The 25,311-nt window shown below is 62.4% G+C and carries 18 protein-coding genes, 2 tRNA genes and 1 riboswitch; of the genes, 13 read left to right on the forward strand and 7 right to left on the reverse strand.

What is annotated here, in order from left to right; all coding sequences use genetic code 11:
- Positions 1–58: 58 nt before the first annotated feature.
- Positions 59–1,546: a D-serine/D-alanine/glycine transporter gene (gene cycA, locus ABIE18_RS00330; RefSeq protein ID WP_499720653.1), complete on the reverse strand. Its 1,488-nt coding sequence runs from the start codon at positions 1,544–1,546 to the stop codon at positions 59–61.
- 133 nt (positions 1,547–1,679) lie between these two features.
- Positions 1,680–1,778, reverse strand: a riboswitch (glycine riboswitch).
- A 74-nt stretch (positions 1,779–1,852) separates the two neighbouring features.
- Entirely contained in the window at positions 1,853–3,838 is a 1,986-nt protein-coding gene (locus ABIE18_RS00335) for an FAD/NAD(P)-binding protein (protein ID WP_499720654.1), read from the reverse strand.
- 60 nt (positions 3,839–3,898) lie between these two features.
- On the opposite strand from ABIE18_RS00335, the gene ABIE18_RS00340 reads away from it, so the two are divergent.
- Entirely contained in the window at positions 3,899–6,184 is a 2,286-nt protein-coding gene (locus ABIE18_RS00340) for a prolyl oligopeptidase family serine peptidase (RefSeq protein ID WP_499720655.1), read from the forward strand.
- Between the two features lie 144 nt (positions 6,185–6,328).
- A tRNA-Ser gene (locus ABIE18_RS00345) sits at positions 6,329–6,416 on the forward strand.
- An 88-nt stretch (positions 6,417–6,504) separates the two neighbouring features.
- Here the strand turns inward: ABIE18_RS00345 and ABIE18_RS00350 are convergent.
- Together ABIE18_RS00350 and ABIE18_RS00355 are read right to left on the reverse strand one after the other, a co-directional pair.
- Entirely contained in the window at positions 6,505–7,938 is a 1,434-nt protein-coding gene (locus tag ABIE18_RS00350; protein ID WP_499720656.1) for an MFS transporter, read from the reverse strand.
- 172 nt (positions 7,939–8,110) lie between these two features.
- Positions 8,111–10,276, reverse strand: a complete 2,166-nt coding sequence (locus ABIE18_RS00355; RefSeq protein ID WP_499720657.1) for a RecQ family ATP-dependent DNA helicase — start codon at positions 10,274–10,276, stop codon at positions 8,111–8,113.
- Between the two features lie 141 nt (positions 10,277–10,417).
- Here ABIE18_RS00355 and ABIE18_RS00360 point away from each other — a divergent pair, with 141 nt between their 5' ends.
- The 4 genes from ABIE18_RS00360 to ABIE18_RS00375 all read left to right on the forward strand — a co-directional run bounded on the left by ABIE18_RS00360 (position 10,418) and on the right by ABIE18_RS00375 (position 14,110).
- Positions 10,418–11,836 carry a phosphomannomutase/phosphoglucomutase gene (locus ABIE18_RS00360; RefSeq protein WP_499720658.1) on the forward strand — a complete coding sequence of 473 codons (1,419 nt, stop codon included), beginning with the start codon at positions 10,418–10,420 and terminating at the stop codon, positions 11,834–11,836.
- A gap of 12 nt (positions 11,837–11,848) precedes the next feature.
- The gene (locus tag ABIE18_RS00365) at positions 11,849–12,304 is read left to right on the forward strand and encodes a hypothetical protein (RefSeq protein WP_499720659.1); all 456 of its coding nucleotides are present in this window, start codon (positions 11,849–11,851) and stop codon (positions 12,302–12,304) included.
- A gap of 23 nt (positions 12,305–12,327) precedes the next feature.
- Positions 12,328–12,798: an RrF2 family transcriptional regulator gene (locus ABIE18_RS00370; RefSeq protein WP_499720660.1), complete on the forward strand. Its 471-nt coding sequence runs from the start codon at positions 12,328–12,330 to the stop codon at positions 12,796–12,798.
- A 139-nt stretch (positions 12,799–12,937) separates the two neighbouring features.
- Positions 12,938–14,110, forward strand: a complete 1,173-nt coding sequence (locus ABIE18_RS00375) for a globin domain-containing protein (protein WP_499720661.1) — start codon at positions 12,938–12,940, stop codon at positions 14,108–14,110.
- A gap of 112 nt (positions 14,111–14,222) precedes the next feature.
- Here ABIE18_RS00375 and ABIE18_RS00380 read toward each other — a convergent pair whose 3' ends face one another.
- Positions 14,223–16,049 carry a phosphoenolpyruvate carboxykinase (GTP) gene (locus ABIE18_RS00380; RefSeq protein WP_499720662.1) on the reverse strand — a complete coding sequence of 609 codons (1,827 nt, stop codon included), beginning with the start codon at positions 16,047–16,049 and terminating at the stop codon, positions 14,223–14,225.
- Positions 16,050–16,333: 284 nt separating this feature from the next.
- Between ABIE18_RS00380 and ABIE18_RS00385 the strand changes: the two genes are divergently transcribed.
- Positions 16,334–16,407: transfer RNA gene (locus ABIE18_RS00385), tRNA-Arg, on the forward strand.
- Between the two features lie 220 nt (positions 16,408–16,627).
- On the opposite strand, the gene ABIE18_RS00390 is transcribed toward ABIE18_RS00385, so the two are convergent.
- Complete coding sequence (locus ABIE18_RS00390) at positions 16,628–17,356, reverse strand: FadR/GntR family transcriptional regulator (protein WP_477514371.1); 729 nt, start codon at positions 17,354–17,356, stop codon at positions 16,628–16,630.
- Positions 17,357–17,608: 252 nt separating this feature from the next.
- Between ABIE18_RS00390 and ABIE18_RS00395 the strand changes: the two genes are divergently transcribed.
- The 5 genes from ABIE18_RS00395 (at position 17,609) to ABIE18_RS00415 (ending at position 23,348) form a co-directional block, all read left to right on the forward strand.
- Positions 17,609–19,066, forward strand: coding sequence for a dihydrolipoyl dehydrogenase family protein (locus ABIE18_RS00395; RefSeq protein ID WP_499720663.1), 1,458 nt, complete (start codon positions 17,609–17,611; stop codon positions 19,064–19,066).
- A gap of 69 nt (positions 19,067–19,135) precedes the next feature.
- Positions 19,136–19,909, forward strand: a complete 774-nt coding sequence (locus ABIE18_RS00400; RefSeq protein ID WP_499720664.1) for a P-loop NTPase family protein — start codon at positions 19,136–19,138, stop codon at positions 19,907–19,909.
- Entirely contained in the window at positions 19,906–21,942 is a 2,037-nt protein-coding gene (locus tag ABIE18_RS00405) for a YhgE/Pip family protein (RefSeq protein WP_499720665.1), read from the forward strand. Before ABIE18_RS00400 ends, ABIE18_RS00405 begins: the two co-directional genes overlap by 4 nt.
- A complete protein-coding gene (locus tag ABIE18_RS00410) occupies positions 21,939–22,592 on the forward strand; it encodes a TetR/AcrR family transcriptional regulator (protein ID WP_499720666.1) in 654 nt (217 codons plus the stop codon). Before ABIE18_RS00405 ends, ABIE18_RS00410 begins: the two co-directional genes overlap by 4 nt.
- Before the next feature lie 144 nt (positions 22,593–22,736).
- Entirely contained in the window at positions 22,737–23,348 is a 612-nt protein-coding gene (locus tag ABIE18_RS00415; RefSeq protein WP_499720667.1) for a hypothetical protein, read from the forward strand.
- Positions 23,349–23,399: 51 nt separating this feature from the next.
- On the opposite strand, the gene ABIE18_RS00420 is transcribed toward ABIE18_RS00415, so the two are convergent.
- Entirely contained in the window at positions 23,400–24,311 is a 912-nt protein-coding gene (locus ABIE18_RS00420) for an EamA family transporter (protein WP_499721358.1), read from the reverse strand.
- A 73-nt stretch (positions 24,312–24,384) separates the two neighbouring features.
- On the opposite strand from ABIE18_RS00420, the gene ABIE18_RS00425 reads away from it, so the two are divergent.
- A complete protein-coding gene (locus ABIE18_RS00425; RefSeq protein WP_499720668.1) occupies positions 24,385–25,305 on the forward strand; it encodes a LysR family transcriptional regulator in 921 nt (306 codons plus the stop codon).
- Positions 25,306–25,311 lie beyond the last annotated feature (6 nt).

Here is a 25,311-nt window from a genome sequence, read left to right on the forward strand (position 1 = left end):
AAAAGGCCTGCCCCTCACAAAGATGACTCGTGAGGGGCAGGCCTTTGTGGATTGTCAGCTACTTCTGAGCGAGCTCGGGTTCCTCCGCGCGCTTCGCGTCCTTCTCAAGCTGCGCTTGGAACTCCCCATAGCGAACCAGATGTGCCGGCCGGCGACGCAGGATGACCCAGGCCACCCCCAGAATCAGGAACCACAGCGGCGTGGCCAGCAGCGCAGCAAAAGTGTCCGGCTGCGTGGTCAGGGTCCAGAGCACGAAGGCAAAGAATGCGAAGACCACCCACACCATCACCACGCCGCCTGGCATTTTGAACGCCGAAGAATCATGCAGGTGTGGCCGCCGCTTGCGGAACGCAAGGTAGCTGGCCAGGATGATGGACCATACGAACACGAAGCAGACAGCAGACACGGTGGTCACCATGTCGAACGCCTTGCCGATGTCCTGCCCTGCGTACATGAGGACGACGCCGGACAGCAGCAGGACGCAGGAAAGGAACAGGGCGTTGCGGGGTACTTTGCGTCCTGAGAGCGCGCCGAACACAGCCGGGGCGTCGCCTTCCTGGGCCAGGCCATAAACCATGCGGGACGTGGAGTAAATACCCGAGTTGGCTGAGGACATCGCAGAGCTGAGCACCACCAGGTTGACGATGGTAGCTGCGGCGCCCAGGCCGGCCAGGGAGAACATGGCAATGAATGGGCTGTGTCCAGCCGCGAACTGTGTCCACGGGGTGACGGACATCAGGATGATGAGGGCTCCCACATAGAAGAGCAGCACTCGGATCGGAATCGAGTTGATGGCCTTGGGCAGGTTCTTCTCCGGGTCCTTGGCCTCGGCGGCCGTGGTGCCTACCAGTTCAATGCCGACGAAAGCGAAGACGGCGATCTGGAAACCGGCGACGAAGCCCATGAATTCGTTGGGGAAGAAGCCACCGTGGCTCCACAGGTTGGTGAAGCTGGCCGGTCCCGCATCGGACTGGAAGCCGCTGAAAATCATGAACAGACCGACGATGATGAGGGCCGCGATAGCCACAATCTTGATGAGGGCGAACCAGAATTCGGTCTCGCCGAATGCTTTCACCGTAGCCAGGTTCAGGAGCAACAGGATGCCGATGGTGATCAATCCGGGCACCCAGAGTGGAAGGGAAGGCCAGAGCTCCTTGGAGTACCCGGCGATCGCGATGACGTCAGCGATGCCGGTAATGACCCAGCAGAACCAGTAGGTCCAGCCCGTGAAGAACCCGGCCCAGGGACCCAGCAGGTCCGCTGCAAAGTCGCTGAAGGATTTATAGTTCAGGTTGCTCAGGAGCAACTCGCCCATGGCGCGCATGACGAAGAAGAGCATGAAGCCGATGATCATGTACACGAAAATGACGGAGGGACCAGCTGCAGAAATGGTCTTTCCCGAGCCCATGAACAGGCCCGTGCCAATTGCACCGCCTATCGCGATCAGCTGGATGTGGCGGTTACTGAGCTGCCGTTCGAGGTGTGGTGAGTCTGCTGGATGCGAGACGGAGGATGGTGGGCGCTGAATCGTCAAGAGGAACTCCATTGTTCAGGCGGCACTGGGTGCCACGATGATTCGGGTTCCTCCCCACTCTGTAGGTGGACCTGAGAGTTTCCGCAGGGGTGGCCTGCTTGCACCTTCGGTGAGCCCGGTTGCCCGGACTGCTTTCCAGAGTTGCCTCGCCGCGGCGGTACATGGGCCTGAGAGATTCCTGGGGAGGGTTTGCTCCTACGGCGCCTGACGTGATGTACCGGCAGAACTCTCCCGCCGCAGATCAAAAGCGCGCACCACTTTGCCGGTGATGCAGCTCACACACTAGCGAAGCATTGGACTCGCCGCAAACGAAGGCAGCTAGCTGCCCAGAATGCTACGCGCGATCTCGTCGGCATCCCGCAGGGTTCGCTGGCCACTGGCGTAAGCCTTCCCGGTTGCCGGACGCGCCTCTGCAGCAATGGCTGTTCCCCATTGGGTCGCGGACAATTGCAGGCCCAAAACATACATCCCCCGGGTCACAGAGCCGTTGGACGCCACGGGCCGATACGGGTGCGGTTCCACATCCAGTCCGGTCGTCTGCACCGGCGTACCCTCGGCACTCATCATGATTTTGGTTCGCACAAGGCCGTCGGCCATGAGTTGTTCCAAGAGTGGGGAAATATTGATGCCCACCCTGTTGGCCGGTGACATCGCTTCGATCAAAGTGGGTGCCTCGGCTGGCCCGTCGTGGACCCATGGCGAGGCTGCCCGGAAAACCTTGGCGCTTCTATCCACGCTGAACTTCGGATCGGGTCCAACAAAACCAACGACGCCGGCACGCGCCAAAGCAGCCAACTGCTCCGAGCGCAGTGCCGGGGCTCCGCTTGCAAGGCCTTCAACGAACGATTCGAACCATCCCCGCAGTTCAGCGACCCACGATTCGTCCGTGATACCACCGTCTGCCACAACGGACTTCAGGATCGCCCTGCCGGTGTGCAGGGCGCCTATTGCCATCTTCACGGGGTCCGCTTCGCCCAGTGCGGAGCGTCGTGCGTCGTCGTCGAGATAGGCCGTTACCGCCAGGTCCAGTTCCCGGCGTGATGCGAACGTCCGGCCGGCCAACGGCGCAGCGAGCCCACGGACATTGAGTCGGCGGGAGGCAACCACGTGCTTGTCCACCAGGGCGGCGACGTCGCTTTCCCACTTGGCAGTGGTGTGCGCGTGGGGCTGCAAGGCATCCTCGAGGTCCGCGAGGAACTGCGCTGCATCGCGAATGGCCGCAGGCTGCGACCTGGCCAGGGTGGAGTAATAAGCCCACAAGGCGTCGCGGTGCAGGAGCGGCCAAAGGTCATGGTCAAATCCGGGCTGGATACCGGCTGCCCTGAAGCGGTCCACCGCTGCCTCGGTCAGGTAACGCATGGTGATGCTGCTGGGGTAATACCCACTCAGGCCGGCCTTTGCCCGGTATGGGGTGCCGCGCCGGGACGCCGCGATGATCTTGGGTTCCCTGCCCGAGGGCCGGTACTCGAGAACTCCGGCTCCCGGTACGCCGGCTTCGACGAACTTGCCTCCGCGCCCCTCAGTCAGCTGGCCCATGACGTCGAAGAAATTCAGTCCCATCCCGCGCACCAGGACGGGCTCGTTGTCCGGCACCCGCTGCCAGTCGACGTCGGCCGGCGGTGCAGGTGGGAAGTAGAGGAGGCCGTGCTCATCGGCCGCCCGTTGGAACGAACGCTGCTCCGGATTCAAACGGGACTCGATGTGCCCCAGCGCGAGGACCACCGAGCCGACGGTGAGCGTAGTGCCGTCGGCCAGTTCGACGTCGAAAGTTTGCCCACCTGTGGTGCCTGAGGTCGCCGGGACCGGGCGCGCCGCTACGGCGATCGTCTCATGGAAGGTGACCTCCACGCCGTCGGGCATTCGCTGAAGCAGGTCCGCCAAAGTCTGCCGCAGGTACCGTCCGTACAGCGCCCTGCTGGGAAAATCGTGGGAGTCGAGGGTGGCCAACTCCGCCTTTTCGGCGTCGTTCAGGCCCTGTCCATCACGACGTCGGGCGGCGCGCCACTGGTCAAAGGAACCGCCTGCGAGGGGCTGCGCAAGCTTGGGATCTTCAGGGATGAGCGTCGGATAGAACGCCTGGGTGTTCATCAGGTACAGCCTGGACTGCTCGGGCTGCCACACATGGCCGGATGCCGGTGGGAAAGGATCCACAACGTGGATGTGCAATGTGCTCCACCGTGTATCGGTCCGGTCCGCACGGCTGGTGGCCCCTGCAGCCCAATTCGCGAGCAGCCGCTCAAGGACACTCGTGCCCCGGGGGCCGGCCCCAATGAGGGCAACACGATTGATTTGCGATTTAGCCACGCTCAAGCCTAACTTCTGCGTGACTTGCTTCCAGTTGAAAAGTGTTGCTTGGATGGGGCGATGACCATCACAGAAGCTGATCAGACGCCCCTTCCTGACAACGACACGGATCTGGAGACCAAGTCCGGGCCTCGCCACGCTGCGACCATTGCGCCCGAACCCACGGATGAGAACGTGTGGTTGGAGGACATTCACGGCGAAGAACAGCTGGCCTGGGTCGGCGAACAAAACGCGCGAACCGAGGATTTGCTGGAAGACGCAGAGTACGCAGCGGTTGAAGCCGGCATTCTTGAGGTCCTGGATTCGACGGACCGGATTGCCATGGTGAACAAGCGCGGTGATTACTACTACAACTTCTGGAAGGACCAGGAGCACCCCAAGGGCCTTTGGCGGCGGACGGCGTGGGAGAGCTACGTTTCCGAGGCACCCGAATGGGACGTACTGCTGGACATCGATGCCCTCGCCGCCGCAGAAGGCGTCGAATGGGTGTTCCATGGAGCCGGGTTCCTCCGTCCTTTGGACGGGGACGCGTACCGCTTCGCGATGGTTTCGCTGTCCCCCGACGGCGGCGACGCCAACCGTCACCGCGAGTTCGACGTCGAATCCCGCACGTTTGTTGAGCCGGCCGCTGGCGGATTCGATCTGCCCACGGCAAAAGGCAACGTGAGTTGGCTGGATGCAGACACACTGCTGGTCTCCAGTACGGCAGAGGGGTTGCCTGCAACCACCTCCTCGTACGCCCGGACCGGTGTGAGGCTGCGTCGTGGCCAATCCCTCGCCCAGGCAGAGCGGATCTTCGACATCCCCGAAGACCACATGCTGGCCATCGTGGCCCACGACTCAACCCCGGGCTTCGAACGGACCTTCGCCGTAGATTACATCGACTTCTACAACCGCAATACATGGCTGCTTCGCGACGACTCATGGGTCGCAATCGACGTGCCCACCGACGTGAACATCAGCGCCCACCGAGAATGGCTGATGTTCCGCCCGCAGAAGGACTGGGACGTTTCCGGCGTTACCTACACGGCCGGTTCCTTGCTGGCCGCTGACCTCGAGGGCTACTTGGCTGGATCGCGGCAATTTGTGGTGCTCTTTACCCCGGATGATCACACGTCGCTGCAGTCGTGGAGTTGGACCAAGGACTATCTGCTGCTCAACCTCCTGCGCGATGTCTCTTCCGAAATCAGGGTGCTGGACCCTTCCCGCGTGGATTCCGACGGCGGCTGGGTCGCCACCGTCCTGGACGCGTGCCCGCCGCTTCACGATGTCAATGCCTATGCGGTGGACGACGAAGACGAATCCGACTCTGCTTCCGACGCGGGAAATGACTACTGGTTGGTCGCCACCGGTTTCACTACTCCCACTACCCTCACCCGCGGTACCCTCACGGCTGGCGAGGTGGCTTCATCCGGCGTGGCTTCATCCGGCAACCCGACCGCGGGCGTGACCAGCCAGCATGCCGTGGTGAAGCGATCGCCGTCGTTCTTCAATGATGGTGACTATGAGGTCCAGCAGCATTTCGCTGTCTCGGCGGATGGGACCAAAGTCCCCTACTTCCAGGTGGCATCCAAGGACCTGGTCCTGGACGGACAAAATCCCACGCAGCTTTCCGGCTATGGCGGATTCGAAGTTTCCCGCACCCCCGCCTACAGCGGCACCATTGGCAGGGCTTGGCTGGAGCGTCGCACTTCCGCTGCTGCCTTGGCTGACGGTCCCGGCTCACACACCCGCGGCGGTGTGTACGTTGTGGCCAACATCCGCGGCGGCGGTGAATATGGACCCTCGTGGCACCGGGCAGCGCTGCAGGAAAAGCGGCACCGTGCCTACGAAGACTTCGCCGCCGTGGCACAGGACCTGATCTCCCGCGGCGTGACCAGCCGCCGTCGACTCGGTTGCGTGGGCGGCTCAAATGGCGGGCTGTTGGTGGGCAACATGCTGACGCAGTACCCCGAACTGTTTGGTGCGGTGTCCTGCGGGGTGCCATTGCTGGACATGCGCCGCTACACCAAACTCTCCGCGGGATATTCATGGATCGCGGAATACGGGGACCCCGATGTGCCTGAGCAGTGGGAGTTCATCCGTACCTTCTCCCCCTACCACCTGCTTCATGACGGCGTCGAGTACCCCGAAACCTTCATTTGGACTGCGACCTCGGATGATCGGGTAGGCCCCGTCCAAGCCCGAAAGATGGCCGCGCGGATGCAGGCAATGGGTATCCCGAATGTCTGGTTCCATGAAGCACTCGAAGGCGGGCATGCCGGCGCCTCGGACAACAGGCAGGCAGCCGCACTGCAAGCCCGAAGCAACCACTTCCTGTGGCGTGTGCTGGCCGGGAGCAACTGAGGTTCCGTTTCGATGGCCCGCTGCATGCAAGGCCGTGCGAACGGCACGGCCAGCAGCGAGTCATCGAAACGGGCAGCCGATCGAAGGCGGTTTTGCACTGGAAGGCACGTTCTGCGTATCCTTGGTGGGCTAGCAATAGCAAATGGAGACGTGCCAGAGCGGCCGAATGGGCTTCACTGCTAATGAAGTGTGGGGCACAACTCCACCGGGGGTTCAAATCCCCCCGTCTCCGCGAATTGGTCCCGGTTTTCGAACCGGGACCTTTTGCGTTTAACAGCCAGGACCCCCAAACGCCGGCTTTCGGGGTTAGCTGCGCCAGGTCACCCCCGCTTGGCTCCGTGGCTGACTTCCGCGCCAGCGTGCCGGTGCAGAGTCAGGCTGTCCACTGTGCTGACCAGCATGAGGACAGCCATGGCTATGAAAGCCCCCTTGTAGGCCGCCACGTGGTCCGCCCCGAGCACATCCGTTGTCTCGAACAGCCTCAGGAACAACGCGCCCACCGCGATACCCGCCGCAGCCGCCAACTGTACGAGGGTGGCGGAGATGGCGTTGGCCGAGGGCAGCTGACCCGGGACGATGTCGGCATACTGCACGGAGGCGTAGGCGGAGAAGCCTATGGATCGGAAGGCACCGCTGAGCAGCAACAACGCGAAGATGAGGGGCTCGGGCGTCTGGGCATTCAGGAACGCACACAAGGCAAACGTCACGGCTGACGCGAACGATGCAAAGACGAGGACCGGCTTGAACCCGAAGCGCCTTATCAGGGGTGTGGTGGCAGGCTTGATCCCGATGTTGCCCACGAAGACTGCGGCGACCATGACCCCGGCCTTCAATGGATCCCAGCCAAATCCATCCTGAAACATCAGCGGCAGCAAGAACGGAACCGAGCTGATGGTCAGGCGGTAAATGAATCCGCCGGTGGATGTCGCCCTGAAAGTCCTGGTGCCAAATACGCTGAGGTTGAACAGCGGAACCCTTGCTTTGCTCATCCACCAGACGGCGCCGGCCAGGGACACTACGCCGGCAGTCACCACCACAACAGCCAGCACATTGGATGCGTGTCCGCCCAGCGTTTCCAGCCCCACCACAAGGGAACCCACGCCCAAGGTAGTCAGCAACAGGCCAAACCAGTCAAGACGGCGTTTGGCATCAAACTGAGTCCGCGGAACCAACCTCAGTGCCGCAATGAAGGCAGCCACGCCGAGGGGGACGTTAATGATGAAGATCCAGTGCCACGACAGGAAGGTGGTGAGGGCGCCGCCCACCATCGGAGCCAAAACCGGGGCAAGCAGGCCTGGCCATACCAAATAGGCGGTGGCACGGAGAAGGTCGGATTTGGGCGTGCCCCGCAAAACCACCAAGGTGCCCACAGGAACCATCATGGCGCCGCCCACCCCCTGCGCCACACGGCTCAACGTGAGCATGGTCAGGTCGGTGCTTACTGCGCAGAGAAGGGAGGCAATAGTGAACACCGATATCGCCAGGCAGAATATCCTGCGGGCGCCGAACCGCTCGGCAAGCCAACTGCTCAACGGGATGCCCATTGCCACCGTCACCAAATAGGCAGTCATGGTGATGTTGATGTCAGCTGGTGCCACGCGGAAATCGGATGCAATGCTGGGGATGGCGGTAGTGAGGATAGTTCCGTCGAGAAACTCCATGAAGAACGTTGCCGCCACCAGCAGCGCCAAGCGCGGGCGCCAACTGGTTTCGTTGGCCGCTTCGACGTCGGTGTTGCTCGGGTTTGTGCTCATGGCTCCGGTCCAAGTCTTGTCTGGTGGCCCGCATCAGCAGGCGGGCGTGTTTGCTCGATCCTATAGAGGCACAGTGGGAGCGTTCACAACATGACGCTTTTCAGCGCACTACCTCGCGTTGAATCACTACCCCGGTTGAACGTTTCCCCGGTTGAGCATCCCAGCCTGCGCGCTACCCCGCCTGCGCCAGGGCGAGCGGCAGCACCGCACCTACTCCGGACCGCCTGAGCGCCCTCGCCGCAACGGTCAGTGTCCAGCGACTGTCGATGAGGTCATCCACCAAGAGCACTGGCTGGTCACCAATGCCTGCCAGCGACTGTGCCAATTCCGGGCCCACCGCCAAACGGTCCCATACTCCCGCGAGCCTGTAAGCGCTGTTGCCGCCACGTGATCCTGTGGGACCCCCGTGCTCTGGCTGCAGTTGACCCAGGTACGGCATCCGCCCTATGCCGGCGATTCCCTGCGCCAGGGAGTCCACAAGTTGCGGCTTGCTCCTTGAGGGAATACTGACAACGGCCGCCGGGCGCCCCACTCCGCTCCAGGAAGTTCCGCCGTCGGCCCCGGACCATTCGCGCAGCACCTGAACGCAGGCCTGCAGCATAGCGGGGTCCACTGACCGATCGGGTGCCCCGGCGGCAAAGAGCTCGCGGAGCGCACCACCCCAGCCCAAGTCCGTCAGCCTTGCCAGGACACGGCCTTCGGAAATGCTTTCGGCCGGCTTGATCTTGCCTTTGACTCCCACACCCAGCTTGTCCATCCCGCTGGGCCACTGAAGCCGCGGTTCCACCGCGATCCCGGCTCGACGGAGCGTCTGGCCTGCTGCATCAACTGCAGCAGCTGCGATGTCCCCTGGGAACCAGCGTCCAGCACAGTTGTCACAACGGCCGCAAGGGGCGGCGGTCTCGTCGTCGAGCACCGAGGTGATGTACTCCATGCGACAACCTGCGGTGTCCTGGTAAATCACCATGGAATCCTGCTCATCCACCCGCGCTTCCGCAATACGCGCGTATCGCTCGGCATCGTAGCTCCAGGACCGTCCGGTAGCCCGCCAACCGCCACCCACGCGTTCAACTGCCCCGTCAACGGCCAGGACTTTGAGGAGGAGTTCCAGAGGCGTGCGCCGAAGGTCCACGCGGGCTTCCAGCGCCACCGTGGACATGGCCGTGTTCGCCTCACCAAGCACCCTCAAGACGGCGTCGGCCTTTTCGGCTGAGGGCATGGATGCGGTGGCAAAATACTGCCATATTTCGCGGTCCTCGGAGCCTGGAAGCAACAGGACGTCGGCGTTGGCTGCGCCTCGGCCGGCTCGGCCAACCTGCTGGTAATAGGCGACCGGCGAGGACGGCGCTCCGAGGTGAATGACGAAACCAAGGTCCGGTTTGTCGAATCCCATCCCCAACGCCGAGGTGGCCACAAGCGCCTTGACCTGGTTGTCCTTGAGGAGCTGTTCTGCCCGCTCCCGATCGGCAGGATCCGTCCGGCCGGTATAGGACAAGACATTGTGTCCAGCCTCGGAAAGAAGCCGGGCAGTGTCCTCTGCGGCTGAGACGGTCAGTGTGTAAATGATTCCGCTGCTAGGGAGGTCCGCCAAGTGCGTCAGCAGCCAGCCCAGCCGATCGCGGGAGTCGGGCAAGTTGAGAACGCCGAGCCTCAGCGACTCGCGGCCCAGTGCACCCCGGATGGTCAACACTCCGGCGCCGAGTTGTTCCTCAATATCGTGAACCACACGGGAGTTGGCGGTAGCCGTGGTGGCGAGGACTGGAACCGATTCGGGCAGTTGGGAAATGAGATCCGCGATGCGCCGGTAATCGGGTCTGAAGTCGTGGCCCCAATCCGAAATGCAGTGGGCTTCATCAATAACGAGCAATCCGGTCCTCCGGATCAGCTCGGGCAACTGGTTCTCCCTGAACGAGGGATTGGTGAGGCGCTCCGGCGACACCAGGAGAACGTCTACCTCGTCAGCTGCCAACTGGGCCAGGACAGTATCCCACTCAAGCGCGTTGGCCGAGTTGATGGCCACTGCCCGGACTCCCGCCCGTGCGGCCGCTGCCACTTGGTCCCGCATAAGCGCGAGAAGAGGAGACACGATCAGCGTGGGACCCGCACCCCGTTGGCGCAGCAACAAGGAGGAGACGAAGTAGACCGCGGATTTTCCCCAACCCGTGCGTTGGACCACCAACGCACGGCGCCCCGCGTCCACCAATGCCTCGATGGCCTCGAACTGGCCGTCATGGAAGTCTGCTTCGGGGTGCCCCACAAGTTCACGAAGACAAGCCAAAGCCCTCTGACGGGTAGGGGATTCCAAAGAAACAGCGGCATTTGGGGAGTTGTTGGCCATGGACCCAGTATTCCAGCAGCCCCTGACAGCCAGAACCGGTGGCCCTGGTTATGTGGAAAGCGGCTCGCCATGGGACTGGCTTTCCACATAGCAGCTTCCCCGGTTCATGCTCAATTGCGCTACCACAGTAGGATTGAGCCCGTGACTAGCGAGCAGAACAAGAACTTCGACCTCTCGGCTTCCTTCAAGGCGTACGACGTCCGGGGCATCGTGGGGGAATCCATCACGGCTGAAATCGTCGAGGCGGTCGGTGCTGCCTTCATCGACGTTTTGGGTCTTGAAGGTGAAACCGTCCTTGTTGGCGGAGACATGCGCCCGTCCTCGCCGGAGTTCAGCCAGGCCTTCGCGAACGGTGCTGCCAGGCGCGGCGCCAACGTCCTGTTGCTGGACTTGATCTCCACAGACGAGCTCTACTATGCCTGCGGTGCCCTGAACGCAGCCGGTGCCACATTCACCGCCAGCCACAACCCGGCCGAATACAACGGCATCAAAATGGCGAAGGCAGGGGCTCAACCAATTTCCTCCGAGAGCGGCCTGAAGGAAATCCAGGCCCTCGCCGAGCAATACCTGAACGAAGGCAGCATCCCCGCGGCGGCGACGCGCGGGCAGATCGGTGTTCGGGACGTACTGAAGGACTACTCCGAATACCTGCGCCAGCTGGTGGACCTCTCCGGTTCCCGTCCGTTGAAGATCGTCGTGGACGCCGGCAACGGCATGGCCGGGCTGACCACCCCGGCAGTGCTCGGCAACAAACTCCTTCCTGCCCTGCCGTTCGAGATCATCCCGCTCTATTTCGAACTGGACGGCTCGTTCCCGAATCATCCGGCCAACCCGCTGGAACCGGAAAACCTCCGTGACCTCCAGGCCGCCGTGATCAAGCACGGCGCCGACATCGGCCTTGCCTTCGACGGCGACGCTGACCGCTGCTTCGTGATCGACGAAAAGGGCGAGCCAGTCTCCCCATCGGCAATCACTGGCATGGTCGCGCGCAGGGAGATCGCCCGCGCCCAGGCATCCGGGGAAGAGACCCCAGTGATCATCCACAACCTGCTCACGTCCAAGGCCGTTCCCGAACTCGTGGCCAAGGACGGCGGCCGGGCAGTCAGGACCCGCGTCGGGCACTCCTTCATCAAAGCCGTCATGGCCGAAGAAGGTGCTGTGTTCGGCGGGGAGCACTCTGCGCACTTCTACTTCCGCGATTTCTGGAACGCGGACACCGGAATGCTCGCCGCCATGCATGTCCTGGCAGCCCTGGGCGAGCAGGACGGTCCCCTCTCCGAACTCGGACGCCAGTACGAGCCCTACGTCTCCTCCGGTGAAATCAACTCCGAGATCGACGACAAAGCAGGCGCCATCGAGCGGGTCCGCCTCGATTTCCAGAACGATGACGTCGAGATCGACCACATGGACGGCAGCACCTTCAGCGCCAAGGACGGCAGCTGGTGGTTCAACCTGCGTCCCTCCAACACCGAGCCCTTCCTCCGCTTGAACGCCGAAGCCAAAGACCTGCCCACCATGGAAAAAATCCGCGACCGCGTCCTGACTCTGGTCCGGGCATAGGGACCGGCAAACATGAGCGAGCAGCCCATCGACGACGCCGATTCCACCGGGACCGTCCAGGAGCGTGAACTCCGGGAGATTCTGGGGACTGCACTGGGAACTGCCCAGGAGCACATACTGCAGAACGGCGGCTTTCTCCCCTTTGGCATCACGCTCTCACATGAGGGTGAGGTGCGGATTGTCATGGTTTCTCCAGGAGAGCCGGACGAAGACGGTCACATTGACGCGGGGGCAATGTTGACAGACGTCCAGGAACTACTTCGCCAGGGTCGGAACGATTACCGGGCCGTGGCCATCGCAAGTGATGTCGCGCTGCCCGAGCATGGCTCGGATGGCATCCACGGCACTGCCGAGCACCGGGATGGCGGGGTCATGGCAGCCGTCATCCCATACGTCCACACAGCTGAAGGGTTCGACTTCGGCGCCCTTGAGCCTGACACCCATGAGCCCTCGCTCTGGGTGGACTAGACCTGACTACGTAGGCTGATCCCATGAAAATCAACGCGTTCGCAGATGTGAGCCTCCGCGCCGTCATGGTGTTGGCGTCCGCCCCTGAGGGTACGTTGCTGACAACGCAAGCTGTTGCGGACGCCGTGGGTACTCCGTATAACCATGTCAGTAAGGCCATGGTCCGGTTGCGGAGCCTTGGATTGATTGACGTGGAACGAGGCCGCTTGGGTGGCTCGCGCCTGAACGAAGCGGGTCGCCAAGCCACGGTTGGCCAGCTCCTTCGCCACTTGGACAGCCGGCAGGATCCCGCCGAATGCCAGTCCCCCACCCATGACTGCCCCCTCATCACAGAGTGCGGTCTCCGCCGCGCAATGAACCGGGCCCGCGAAGCGTTCTATCGTGAGCTCGACACCGTCGTCATCTCATCCCTGCCTCATGCCCGCCAGATGAATCCGGTCTTCCAAACAATAGGCCTCCGGCCCGAATTCAGGTCCCCCGCAACCCTGCCCTGACGGCCTACGGGCCGGATCGCGTTCGGATTTGCACATCTTTTCTACAAGGAGTAGAAATTGAGGTGTAAATATAAGCATTCCAAATGCTTGTATTGTGCCGGTTCGAATGACCCAACCGGACCCCTACCGCAGGAGAATCATGCTCTCGGAAAAATCCCGCCCCATTATTGAAGCCACCCTTCCCCTGGTCGGCTCGCGTATTGGTGACATCACCGCCGATTTCTACAAGCGCCTCTTTGCAGCGCACCCCGAGTTGCTCGATGGACTGTTCAGCCGCTCCAACCAGCGCTCGGGTGATCAGCAACAGGCACTCGCCGGGAGCATCGCCGCCTTCGCCACCCATCTGGTGAACAACCCGGGCACGCTCCCGGAAAAGGTCCTGGCACGGATCGCCCACAAGCACGCCTCACTGGGCATCGCCGAAGAGCAGTACGGAGTGGTCTACGAGCACCTCTTCGCAGCAATCGCGGCCGACTTGTCGGACGTCATTACACCGGAAATCGCTGAGGCGTGGACGGAGGTTTACTGGCTTATGGCAGACGCCCTGATCAAGCTCGAGAAGGACCTCTATGCTTCCCAGTCGAACAACAAGATGTGGATGCCGTGGCGCGTGGTTTCCAAGGTACCGGCTGGCAAGGACGCCATAACATTCACCTTGGAACCTGCCGACGACACTCCGGTAACCCCGGCCCTTCCCGGCCAGTACGTAAGCGTCATGGTCGCCCTCCCTGACGGCTTGCGCCAAGTGCGGCAGTATTCACTGTCAGGCGACGCCGGCGCCAGCCGGATCTTCACCACCAAGCTAAACGACGGCGGCGAGGTGTCCACCGCCCTGCATACCGCCGTCGAGCCTGGCGATGTACTTGAAATCTCCAACCCCTATGGCGAGATCACCCTCAAGGACGGCGAGGGGCCGGTTGTGCTCGCGTCAGCGGGCATCGGGTGCACGCCGACGGCCTCAATCCTGCGTTCTCTGGCTGAGGCGGGCACTGATCGCCAGGTTCTTGTCCTGCACGCCGAACGCTCCATGGACAGCTGGGCATTGAGCGGCCAAATGACCGCAGACGCCGCAAGCATTGACGCCGAACTGCAGCTCTGGCTTGAGTCGCCGCAGCCCAGCAACGAAGTAGACCGCGCCAAGGCAGGCTTCATGTCCCTGAGGGAAGTCGACATGCCGGCAGACGCTTCCCTATACCTCTGCGGGCCCTTGCCCTTCATGAAGAAGATTCGCGACGAAGCGATCGAGGCCGGGATTCCCGCCACCCGGATCCACTACGAGGTTTTCGGCCCAGACGTCTGGCTCGCAAACTAAAGCAGAGCCGCAAATCCTGTAAAGCGCCAAAAGCACGACGGCGGCCCGTCACCTTTGATGAATAAGGTGACGGGCCGCCGTCGTCTTAAGAACGCCGTTGTCCTTAAGAGGTCTAGCCCAGACGGCTCTTGAGGCCGTCCAGCTCGGACTGCAGCGCCGCGGGGAGAGACTCGCCGAAGTTGGCGAACCATTCCTCGATGGATGCAAGTTCCGTTTCCCACTCGTCGGCGTCGACGCGGACGGCCGCCTCAACCTCGGCCGGGGTCATGTCCAGGCCTTCAAGGTCGATGGACTCGCCGGTCGGAACGAAACCGATCGGCGTTTCCACAGCGTCTGCCTTGCCTTCGAGCCGTTCGATGGCCCACTTCAGCACGCGGGCGTTGTCCCCGAAACCGGGCCAGGCGAAGCCACCGTCAGCAGTACGACGGAACCAGTTGACCAGGAAGATCTTGGGCAGTCGCTCCGGGTTGGCCTTCGCCGACAGGTTCACCCAGTGGTTCAGGTAGTCGCCTGCGTCGTAGCCGATGAACGGCAGCATTGCCATGGGATCGCGGCGGACAACGCCTACGGCGCCAGCTGCAGCAGCGGTGGTTTCCGAGGAAAGCGTGGCACCCATGAAGATACCGTTGGACCAGTCGCGGGCCTCGGTGACCAGCGGGATGGTGGTCTTACGGCGGCCGCCGAACAGGATGGCGGACAACTCCACGCCGTCCGGGCTGAAGTACTCTTCGGCGAGCATGTCGATCTGGTCGATCGGCGTGCAGAAACGGGAGTTCGGGTGTGCAGCCGGGGCGTCGGAGTCCGGAGTCCAGGACTCGCCGCGCCAGTCGGTCAGGTGCGCCGGAGTTTCCTCGGTCATACCTTCCCACCACACGCCGCCGTCATCGGTCAGGGCAACATTGGTGAAGATGCTGTTGCCCTTGGCGATGGCACGCATGGCGTTGGGGTTGGTGCCCCAACCAGTGCCGGGAGCGACGCCGAACAGGCCGGCTTCGGGGTTGACGGCACGGAGCTCGCCTTCCTTGCCGAAGCGCATCCAGGTGATGTCGTCACCGAGGGTCTCCACCTTCCAGCCCTTGATGGTGGGATCCAGCAGTGCAAGGTTGGTCTTGCCGCAAGCAGACGGGAAGGCAGCGGAGACGTAGTAGGTCTTCTGCTCGGGCGAGGTCAGCTTGAGGATGAGCATGTGCTCGGCCAGCCAGCCTTCGTCGCGGGCCATCACGGAGGCGATGCGCAGCGCGTAGCACTTCTTGCCAAGCAGCGCGTTTCCGCCGTAGCCGGAACCGAAGGACCAGATGGAGCGCTCTTCGGGGAAGTGAACGATCCATTTGTCGGTGTTGCACGGCCATGCGACGTCGGCCTGACCGGGCTCCAGGGGTGCGCCCAGCGAGTGGAGGGCCGGCACAAAGAATGCATCGGTCTGCGTGATGCGGTCCAGGACGTCCGTGCCAATGCGGGCCATGATCCGCATGGAAGCTACAACGTAGGCGGAGTCAGTGATCTCAACGCCGAACTTCGGGTCCTCTGCATCCAGGTGGCCCATGACGAACGGAATGACGTACATGGTGCGTCCGCGCATGGAGCCGGCGAACAGTCCGCGCAGCTTCTGCTTCATCTCGGCCGGGGCCATCCAGTTGTTGGTAAAGCCAGCGTCGCGCTCGTTCTCGGAGCAGATGAAGGTCTGCTCCTCTACACGGGCAACGTCGGCCGGGTCAGAGAACGCCGCGAAGGAATTCGGGAACGTTTCCGGGTTCAGCCTCTTCAGGGTGCCGGCCTCGACGAGTTCGTCGGTCAGCTTCTTGTTCTCTGCTTCGCTGCCATCAACCCAGTGGATGCGGTCCGGCTGAGTCAGCTCGGCAACTTCCTCAACCCAGGCCAGCAGGCGTGCATGCGTAGTAGGTGCCTTCTCAAGCAGCGGCAGTCGCGCCAGATCGCCCATTGCGGTTCCCTTCCTCGGGTTCAGTGGTGTGTCCTAAACGATAGGGGTCCCGGACCAGACCAATCCCCTGTCAGACGTCAGATGTCCAGTGGGGAGGAAACAAAAAACCCCTAGAATTCACGGTTTCAGTTTCGAGGAGGCGCGTTTTAAGTGAGGAAGGTCACATAGACCGGTCTAGTTGCGTAGATTACAGCTTTTCGATTTGGAACTTCACATGAACTTCTGTAAAGTTTATTGAGGTTCGAGGGGGTCAGAGAAACAGACCGCCGAGAATCACGCGAAATGCGCCCATAGCTCAGCTGGATAGAGCGTCTGTCTACGGAACAGAAGGTCAGGGGTTCGAATCCCTTTGGGCGCACAGATAGAGACCCGCACCGGTTCGCCGGTGCGGGTCTTTTGTTTTGCCCGGGTTAGCCCAACTAAGTAGCAGCACTGCGCGTTTTGAGGGCTGAAAACGCGCTTAGCTGCGACCTACATGGGTGGCCGCAGCAGCAGGTGAGCCGAACGCTGAAACGCAAGGGCCGCCGTCGTACTTTCCGAAAAAGTACGACGGCGGCCCTTGCCGTTGGTGCGGACGCTTACTCCCCCACGGCCTCGCTGATGCGGCGGCGGATGCCGTCGAAGTGACGGTTGAGCAGCTCGGCCGAGAGCACCTTGTCTCCCGCTGCAACGGCGGCATAGATGTTCCGATGAATCGCGGCTGTCTTGGCCAGGTCCTCATTACCGGCGCCGATCTCTACGTGGATCTTCCGGTACACCTTCCAGAAGACCCCCATCAGGTTGATCAGCAGCTCGTTGTTAAGGGGTTCGAATAGTCGGCGGTGGAACTCGGCGTCGGCGGCCACGAAGTTCTCGCCGGCAGCGGCGAGTTCTTCCATTTGCTTCACCGATTCCTCGATGGACGCGAGCTGCTCCTTGGTCATCACATCGATGGAGGAGGCGATCAGCCCGGACTCCAAGGCCTGCCGCACGTCCACCAGCTGCAGGGCTTCGAGTCCCTGGTGCCGGAGGGAAAGCCGGCCCCGGAATGTCAGGCCATCAGCCAAGGCATCGAAGTTGCTGGGCGCCACGAACATGCCGAAGCCATGGCGGATCTCGATCACACCCAGGGCCTGCAGCACTTTCAGGGACTCACGCAACGTATTGCGCCCTACACCGAGGGCGACTGAAAGTTCGCTCTCCGTGGGCAACGGGTCACCGGCCTCGAGCTCGCGCTCAAGGATGAGTTCCATAATGTCCGACTGCAATGCACGCAGCCGGGCCTGTGCACTGAACCGCGCTTGCGGAACGACACCGGAAGTTGTCATGGCGCTCTCCTTGCCGATGCACCCTTCCCACAGAGGCCTGTGAACCTCGGATGCAGAAGGAGTGCGGTGTTAATATTGAGGCGAGCTTAATGCCCACCGCAGAATGAGTGACTCGCAACATACAATATCGGATGTCCCACCTCCTTGATAGGTATGTCTTCGGAATTCCTTGAGAATCGGACCGCGGCCTCCGGGGCCAAGCACGAACACCGGGCCTCACAAACGCAGAGGTACCGGTTGTAGGCTTCTCCCATGAATGCCGAGAGCTCCCGTGAATTCGACGTAATCGTGATCGGCGCGGGCGCCGTGGGGGAAAACGTGGCGGACAGGGTGGTTCGTGGCGGTCTGACGGCAGTGATTGTAGAAAGCGAACTGGTTGGCGGCGAATGCTCGTACTGGGCGTGCATCCCCTCCAAAGCACTCCTTCGGCCAGGCAGCGTGCTCCACGCGGCGCAGGGAATTCCCGGGGCTTCGGAAGCGGTTACCGGAGTCATTGACGCAGAGTCGGCCCTGAAGCACCGGGACTGGTTCACGAACAATTGGCAGGACGGGAGCCAGGTCGAATGGCTGGATAGTGCGGGCATCGAGCTGATCCGTGGGCGGGGGCGCATCACAGGACCGCGCGAGGTCCAGGTGGACGGGCTCGACGGCAACAGCTACGCGCTCAAAGCGCACCATGCCGTGGTTGTGGCCACAGGCTCAACCCCTACCATCCCGGATATTGAGGGGCTCAAGGACGTACCCTTCTGGACCACCCGCGGCGCCACTGCCGCAAAAGTCGTCCCACAGCGGTTCGCGGTGCTCGGAGGCGGAGTGGCCGGCGTCGAATTGGCCCAGGCTTTTGCCCGTCTTGGTTCGGTGGTGACACTCATTGCTCGTGGTCGCCTTCTGAGCAGCTATCCCGAAGAGGCCGCCGATCTGGTCCTGGCCGGGCTGCGCGCCGATGGGGTAACAGTGCACCTCCACACAGATGTGGACAATGTAGAAAAGAACGACGACGGCTCGGTGACAGTCACGTTCAACGGCGGGGCCGTCACGGCTGACAAACTCCTGGTCGCGTCCGGCAGGCATCCAGCGTTGGCGAATTTGGGCTTGGAAAATGTGGGCGTTGAACCGCAGAACGGAAAACCCCTCCGGCTCACCACGGACGCCAGTGGGCTGGTGGAAGGCCCGGCAAGCGATGGCACCAGCGGACTGTGGCTGTACGCGGCAGGCGATGCCGCGGGCAAAGTGTTGCTCACGCACCAGGGAAAGTACGAAGCGCGGGCTACCGGCGATGCCATCGTTGCCCGGGCCAACGGCAAGCTCCAGGGCACGCCCCGGCCGTGGAGCGCCTGGGCGCACACTGCCAACGAGCACGCCATTCCAAGCGTCGTGTTCACGGATCCGGAAGTGGCCTCGGTGGGTCCTAGCCTTGAGCAGGCCCTCCTCCAGGGCAAGCATGTCACCGGAGTGGAGTTGCCCATCGATGTCTCCGGATCCCAGCTCTATTCCGCCGATTACAAAGGGTGGGCGCAGATCGTGGTGGACGAGGATCGGAAAGTCATTCTGGGCGCCAGTTTCGTCGGCCCCGGGGTGGCTGAACTGCTCCACTCGGCCACCATTGCGATCGTCGGCGAAGTCCCCTTGGACAGGTTGTGGCATGCAGTTCCGTCGTATCCCACCATCAGCGAGGTGTGGTTGCGTCTCTTGGAGAAGTACGGCCTCTAACCGCTATTTGAACTGACCAGTCAGTTCAGTTAGACTTTCAGCAGACACCATTTCTGCGAAAGGCTCATTGTGCTGTCCGTACAGCAACTCCAGATCAACGGCCGCCGGGACGATCTCCTTCCGGCAACGTCACTCCAGGCCCGTCGTGGCGAACTCTTGCTCGTGGCTGGCGAAGGCCAGGATCAGCGGACCGCCTTGGCCTTGGCACTCAGTGGCCGCATGAAACCCAGCAGCGGCGTCCTCAGTTGGGACAACAACAGCAAGACCAAGAAGATCCGGCTGGCGAGCGCCTTGGTGGATTCGCCCGGCGTCAATGAGCCTGAACAGCATCTAAGTGTTCGCGACCTCGTCACAGAGGACCTCTCCCTCATCCCCCGCCGTTACCGAGGCGCGCTGCTCAGCAAGCCATGGCTGAAGATCAACAGCTTTGAGGACATCGCCGGCTTGTGGATTGAACAGCTTCCCGCCGGCCGCCGGCTCGAGCTCCTGACTGCCCTCGCTTTGGCAGATCCTGCAACGGACCTCCTCGTGATCGACTCCCCCGATCGCCACAGCGCCGATCCCGCGGCATGGCTGCCCCGACTTGAGGCACTGGCGTCCGACGCCGGGCGGCCGCTTGCCGTCGTCGCCGTCGTCGGTGCCCTCCCGGACAACTGGGCTGGCCCTGCTGCGGTAATTGGCAACTCAGTCGCCCACCCGCCGCAACCGGAAACCGTTGAAGTGTCCGCCCAGCCGGCAAAGGCAACGAACGCGCAAGCGACAATGAGCCCAATCGCGGCCCGCGAGATTCAAGACGAAGCATCCGAACCTGAATTCCAAGACCTCCAAAGGACTGCAAAGTGACCGTTCTGCGGCTCGCCCGCTCCGAACTCAAGCGCATGACCGGCGGGCTCCTGCCCAAGCTGACCATCCTGGCCCTGACCATGGTGCCGCTGCTCTACGGCGCGGTGTATCTCTACGCCAACTGGGATCCGTACGGCAACCTGAACCAGATCGACGCCGCATTGGTAGTGGAGGACACGGGGGCAACCTCCAAGGATGGCACCGAGCTGCAGGCCGGCAAGAAGGTTGCCGACAGCTTGGTGGATGGCCACGTCTTCAACTGGAAGCAGGTTTCCAGTCCGGAAGCTGCGGATGCCGGCGTCCGTTCAGGCGAATACGCCTTCGCGCTGCGCATCCCGAAGGACTTCTCCGCCAACCTGGTCTCCCCCGGCAATTTCGACGCCGCCAACCAGGCGATGCTCCATGTCACGACGAACGACGCCAACAACTACCTCCTGAGCACCATCGTGGACAAGCTCACCACAGCCGTGCATTCAACGGTCGCCAAGGAGGTGGGCGAGGAAACAGCCAATCAGCTCCTCACAGGCTTCGGTACCATCCACGCCTCCATCGTGAAGGCTGCGGACGGAGCATCCGAACTCGCCACGGGAGTGGGTCAGCTCAGTGATGGCGCTGCAACGCTGCATGACGGAACCACCCAGTTGGTCACCGGCGCCGATCAGCTCGTCGCTGGTCAAACGCAACTCCGCGATGGCGCTGTGCAACTCAATGACGGCGCGAGCCAGCTGAGCTCGGGCCTCACTGAGCTGAAGAACAAAACTGCCACCCTGCCTGCCGATTCGAAGAAACTCGCCGACGGTGCGGCGCAAGTAGCCGCCGGGAACGCCGAGCTGAATGCGAAAGTCCAGGACGTCGTCGGGCAGCTTGATGCCGCAGACAAAGGCCTTCGCAATCGCGTTGTCGAGTCCAATGCGCGGCTGGTGAGTGCTGGCGTGCTCACGCAGGAGCAGGCTGACAAGGTCCTGGCCGATTTCGACTCCACTGCAACCTCCGGCCCGGTTACCGACGCGAAGGCCAAGATCGCGGGCGACGCCGCCAAGATCCAGCAGCTCTCCGATGGCTCAGCTGCCGTGAGCGCGGGCGCATCGAAGCTTGCCGCAGCCACACCAACGTTGACTGACGCGATTTCGCAGGCAGCAGCCGGAGCCGGGCAGTTGAAAACCGGGGCGTCCGCGCTGGCCGCTGGCCAGCAGAGCGCACTGGACGGTGCCCTCAAGCTCGACGACGGCGCCCACCAACTCAACGACGGCGCCGGACAGCTTGCCACCGGCGCGGTGAAGGCCTCTGATGGCTCACACACCCTGGCCACAGAACTTGCCAAGGGTGCCGGAGAAATCCCCAACCCGAACGATGAACAAAAGAGCAGTGTGTCCAAAGTGATCGCCGATCCCGTCGCGGTGGACAACGTATCGCAGGCCAAAGCAGGTTCTTATGGCGCCGGTCTGGCACCCTTCTTCCTGACACTGGCCTTGTGGATCGGAGTGTTCATGCTGGTGCAGGCCATGCGCCCCATCACCCAACGCGCGCTGGCATCCAACGCATCCGCTTGGAAAATCGCGGTGGGTGGCTGGCTTCCGTTCTTCGTAGTCTCGGTCCTGCAGGCCACCATCCTGACCCTCGTGGTGAATCTGGGCCTTGGTTTGAACGCCGCCCACCCCCTAGGCATGTGGCTATTCATGCTGGCCGCTGTGATGGCCTTCAGCGCGATCATCCAGGGCATCGTGGCGCTCATGGGAACCCCGGGCAAGTTCGTGGTGTTGATCCTGCTGGTCCTGCAGCTGGTGTCCTCGGGGGGTACGTTCCCCTGGCAGACCACTCCCATGCCACTTCACGTGGTGCACGAAGTCCTGCCCATGGGCTACGTGGTCACGGGAATGCGGCACCTGATCTACGGCGGGGAACTCAGCATGATCTGGCCAACAGTTCTGGGCCTGCTTGGATACACTTTGCTGGGAGCGGCACTGTCCACTCTTGCCGTCCGCAAACACAAGATGTGGACCCTCAAGACGCTGAAGCCGGAGATCGCAGTATGAGCACCACCGAACCGGCAGCCCCTTCAGAGCGAGGGCCCGCCGCAGGAACCGCCGAAAAGAAGCTGCGCCCCGGGCGCACCAACGCCACCAAGCAGCGCCTCTTCGAAGCGTCCATGGAGCTGATTGGCGAACGTGGCGCTGCGGGTGTCACCGTGGATGAGATCGCGGCCGCGGCCGGCGTCTCCAAGGGGACGGTCTATTACAACTTCGGCAGCAAATCGGACCTGATCGCGCAGCTGCTGCGGCATGGCGTGGACATCATGCTGGTCCGTCTCCAAGCAATTGAAGGCCAAGCCAGCGATCCCCTCGAATCCATGAGAAACATGGTGGGCCAAGCCATGGAATTCATGGACGAATACCCATCCTTCGCGCGCCTTTGGGTGAGTGAAAACTGGCGGACGCCCGGCGAGTGGAGTGCCGTCTTCGCCGAACTCCGGGCAGAGCTCCTCGCCGTCATCGGCTCTGCGGTGGAACGAGTGGCCTCCGGATACAAGGTGGACGAGTCGATCGTCCGCGGCAGCCTGGAGGCGGCCATCTTCGGGGCCATCTTCGTGGTGGGACTCGATCGGCAAACCTACAACCCGGAGCGTACCCGGGAACAGAGTGTCGCCGCGGTCATGACCATCATGCACGGATACGTCATCAAGTAGGTTCGAGCGGCCCGTCGTGGGGCCTGCTTTGCGTGCTTTCACCTGCTTTCAGGGCGCAGAGCAGGCCCCGTAACGGTATCCAACTGCAATCTACGACGGCGTGGCGCGGCCCGCTGGTCGGCGATGATTAGACTCATGCGTCACATGGGGAACAGCGGAAAGCTTGCGGTGGTAGCCGCTTTTATGTCCCTCGGGCTTTTGGTGCTCGCAGCCGTGGTCCTCGAAGAACTCGTCCTGTACCTGTTTCTGGGAGCGGTGCTGACCTGCTATTTGGCATCGATAGTGCAGGTCTTCAACCGGCGGCGATACCTCGTGGTTCTCCTTGGCGCTGCCGGCACCAGCCTGTTCATCGGCTTCAGCATTGCATTCCTGCGCATGTGGGGCCTCGCGTTCAACCAGGACGCCAATGCCATGGGCAGTGCCGTAAGCACAGAGGACTCAGACATCTACTTCTACCTGGCCGCAGTGGCTGGGGTGGCGACCCTCGCTGTGCTGTTCCTCGGGGCGGTGGTGCCATCGTTCGGTTCCAGGCAACCCACGCCGGTGGCCAAAAGAACCACAACGCCAACTAAACGAGCTGCCAGCTCACGTCCAGCGGCGCCTGCCAAACGCCCAACTACATCGACGGCACGTCCTTCGAGCGCCGTAAAGGCCTCTTCGGCGAAGCGTCCCGCAACACCCCGCACGCCCACAGCGACAGCCAAGCGTCCGGCGTCGGGCGTTTCGACACAACGCAAACCCGCCTCCAAGCGCTAACGACCCCCAAACCCTGCGATGTGGGGACTGCTTTGCGTGCCTGGCGGGCGATTAGAGGCGCAGAGCGGGCCTCACAACGGGAATTTCCGGACGTTTTCGTGAAGCGCCGAGCACCGCAGTTGCGACTCCGACGAGCAGGATCAGCCCTCCCGTGATTTCGGGCGCCGTGGGGATTTCGTTCAGGACCAGCCAGGCAGCCGTCATGCCGACCACTGGAACCAGCAGCGTGAAAGGCACGACGTCGGAACTCGGGTAGAGCGTCAACAGCCGGTTCCAGATGCCGTACCCAATAAGCGAGGCGAAAACCGCCGTGTAGATGGCGCTCAGGATGGTGGGCGCTTGGAGGTCCGTAATGGTCGCCCACACGGTGTCCGGCCCGTCCACCACAAGTGACAATCCCGCCAAAGGGAGCGGCACCACCGCCCCGGACCAGACCACCAGGCCAAGCCCCGACGCCGCTTTCGAGTGCCGCGCCACCACGTTTCCGATCGCCCAGGACAACGCCGCGGCCAGCACGATCATGAGAGGCAGGATAGGCGCCACGGCGCTGCGCCCCACAGCGACCACGCCCAGACCCGCGAGGCCGATCACAACGCCGAGCATCTGCCTGCGGCTGGGCCTCTCGCCAAGGAACCGCGCCGCGATCAGCACCGTGAACAACACCTGCGCCTGCAAGACGAGGGAGGCCAGGCCCGCCGGCATCCCCAGCGCCATGCCCAGGTACAGCAATCCGAATTGACCGGCACTCATGAAAAGCCCGACGCCGATGATCGCCTTCCAGCCCACGTCAGGTTTGCGGATGAACAGGATGAACGGAAATACGACCAGCAGGAATCGGAAGGCGACGAAGAGCAGCGGCGGGACATCACGACCGTTGGCGTGGAGGCCCAAGTCTATGGCGACAAAGTTTACGCCCCAGAGGACAGCGACAAGGACGGCGAGTGCGGAGTGGCGGAGGTTCACAAGAATCACTCTGGCACCTGAATGGTTTAAGCACCAGCGTTGAATTCAGCATGAAACCAAGTAGATTTACTTCATGATCGACATTTCAGCCTTGCGTGCTCTGGTCGCTGTGGAACAACACGGATCGGTAGTGGCCGCCTCCGATGTGATGGGCTACAGTCCGTCAGCGGTTTCCCAACAGATCAAGAAGCTGGAGAAGCAAACGGGGGTAGCCGTCCTGGAACGAAACGGCCGTGGTGTACTCCTTACCGAACGGGGCCTTGCCCTCGCTGGCTACGGGCGGCGAATCATGGACGAGCTCGAGGAACTGCAGGCAACTCTCCTCGCCGATCCCGCGAAGCCCTCGGGACTGCTGCGGCTCGTGGCATTCTCCACCGCCTGCCGTGGCTTGGTGGGGCCAATGCTAGGACGCATCGGGACCACCGATTCTGCACTTGAAATCAGCGTGCTGGCCGAGGACCCACGTGAGGCCGTCCAACGAGTCGCATCAGGCGAGGCTGAGCTGGCCGTGGTGCACAACTGGAACTCCGTGCCGCTGGTCATTCCCGAGAACCTGGTACACGAGGATCTTTGCCTGGACCAGGCCGACGTCCTGGTTAACAGCGCGCACGCACTCGCTGGACGGACCGTCGTCGAGCGTGAAGACTTACTGGACGAAATTTGGGTCAGTACGCCGGCGGGTGCCATCTGCAACGAAGCCCTCCTGCAGATCTTCGCCGGGCTTGGGCGGGTCCCCGATATCCGTGTCTACGACCCCGATTTCTCCACCCATATCGCCATGGTGGAGCAGGCCATGGCCGTGGCGCTTGTGCCTCGGCTGGGCAGGCCACCCCTGCCGCCTGGCGTCGTTGCAGTGCCGGTCGTCAACCCCATTCAGCAGCGGGCAGTGGGAATCGTGTATCGAAAGACCATGACCGCCAGCCCCAATATCCGGCATGCCGTCCGGCTGCTGCGCGAAGTGGCGGCAGAGCATGAGCTGCCAGTGCGGGGCTAAACGAAT

Source organism: Arthrobacter sp. 2762, assembly GCF_040548745.1.
In the GTDB taxonomy this organism is placed as follows: domain Bacteria; phylum Actinomycetota; class Actinomycetes; order Actinomycetales; family Micrococcaceae; genus Arthrobacter.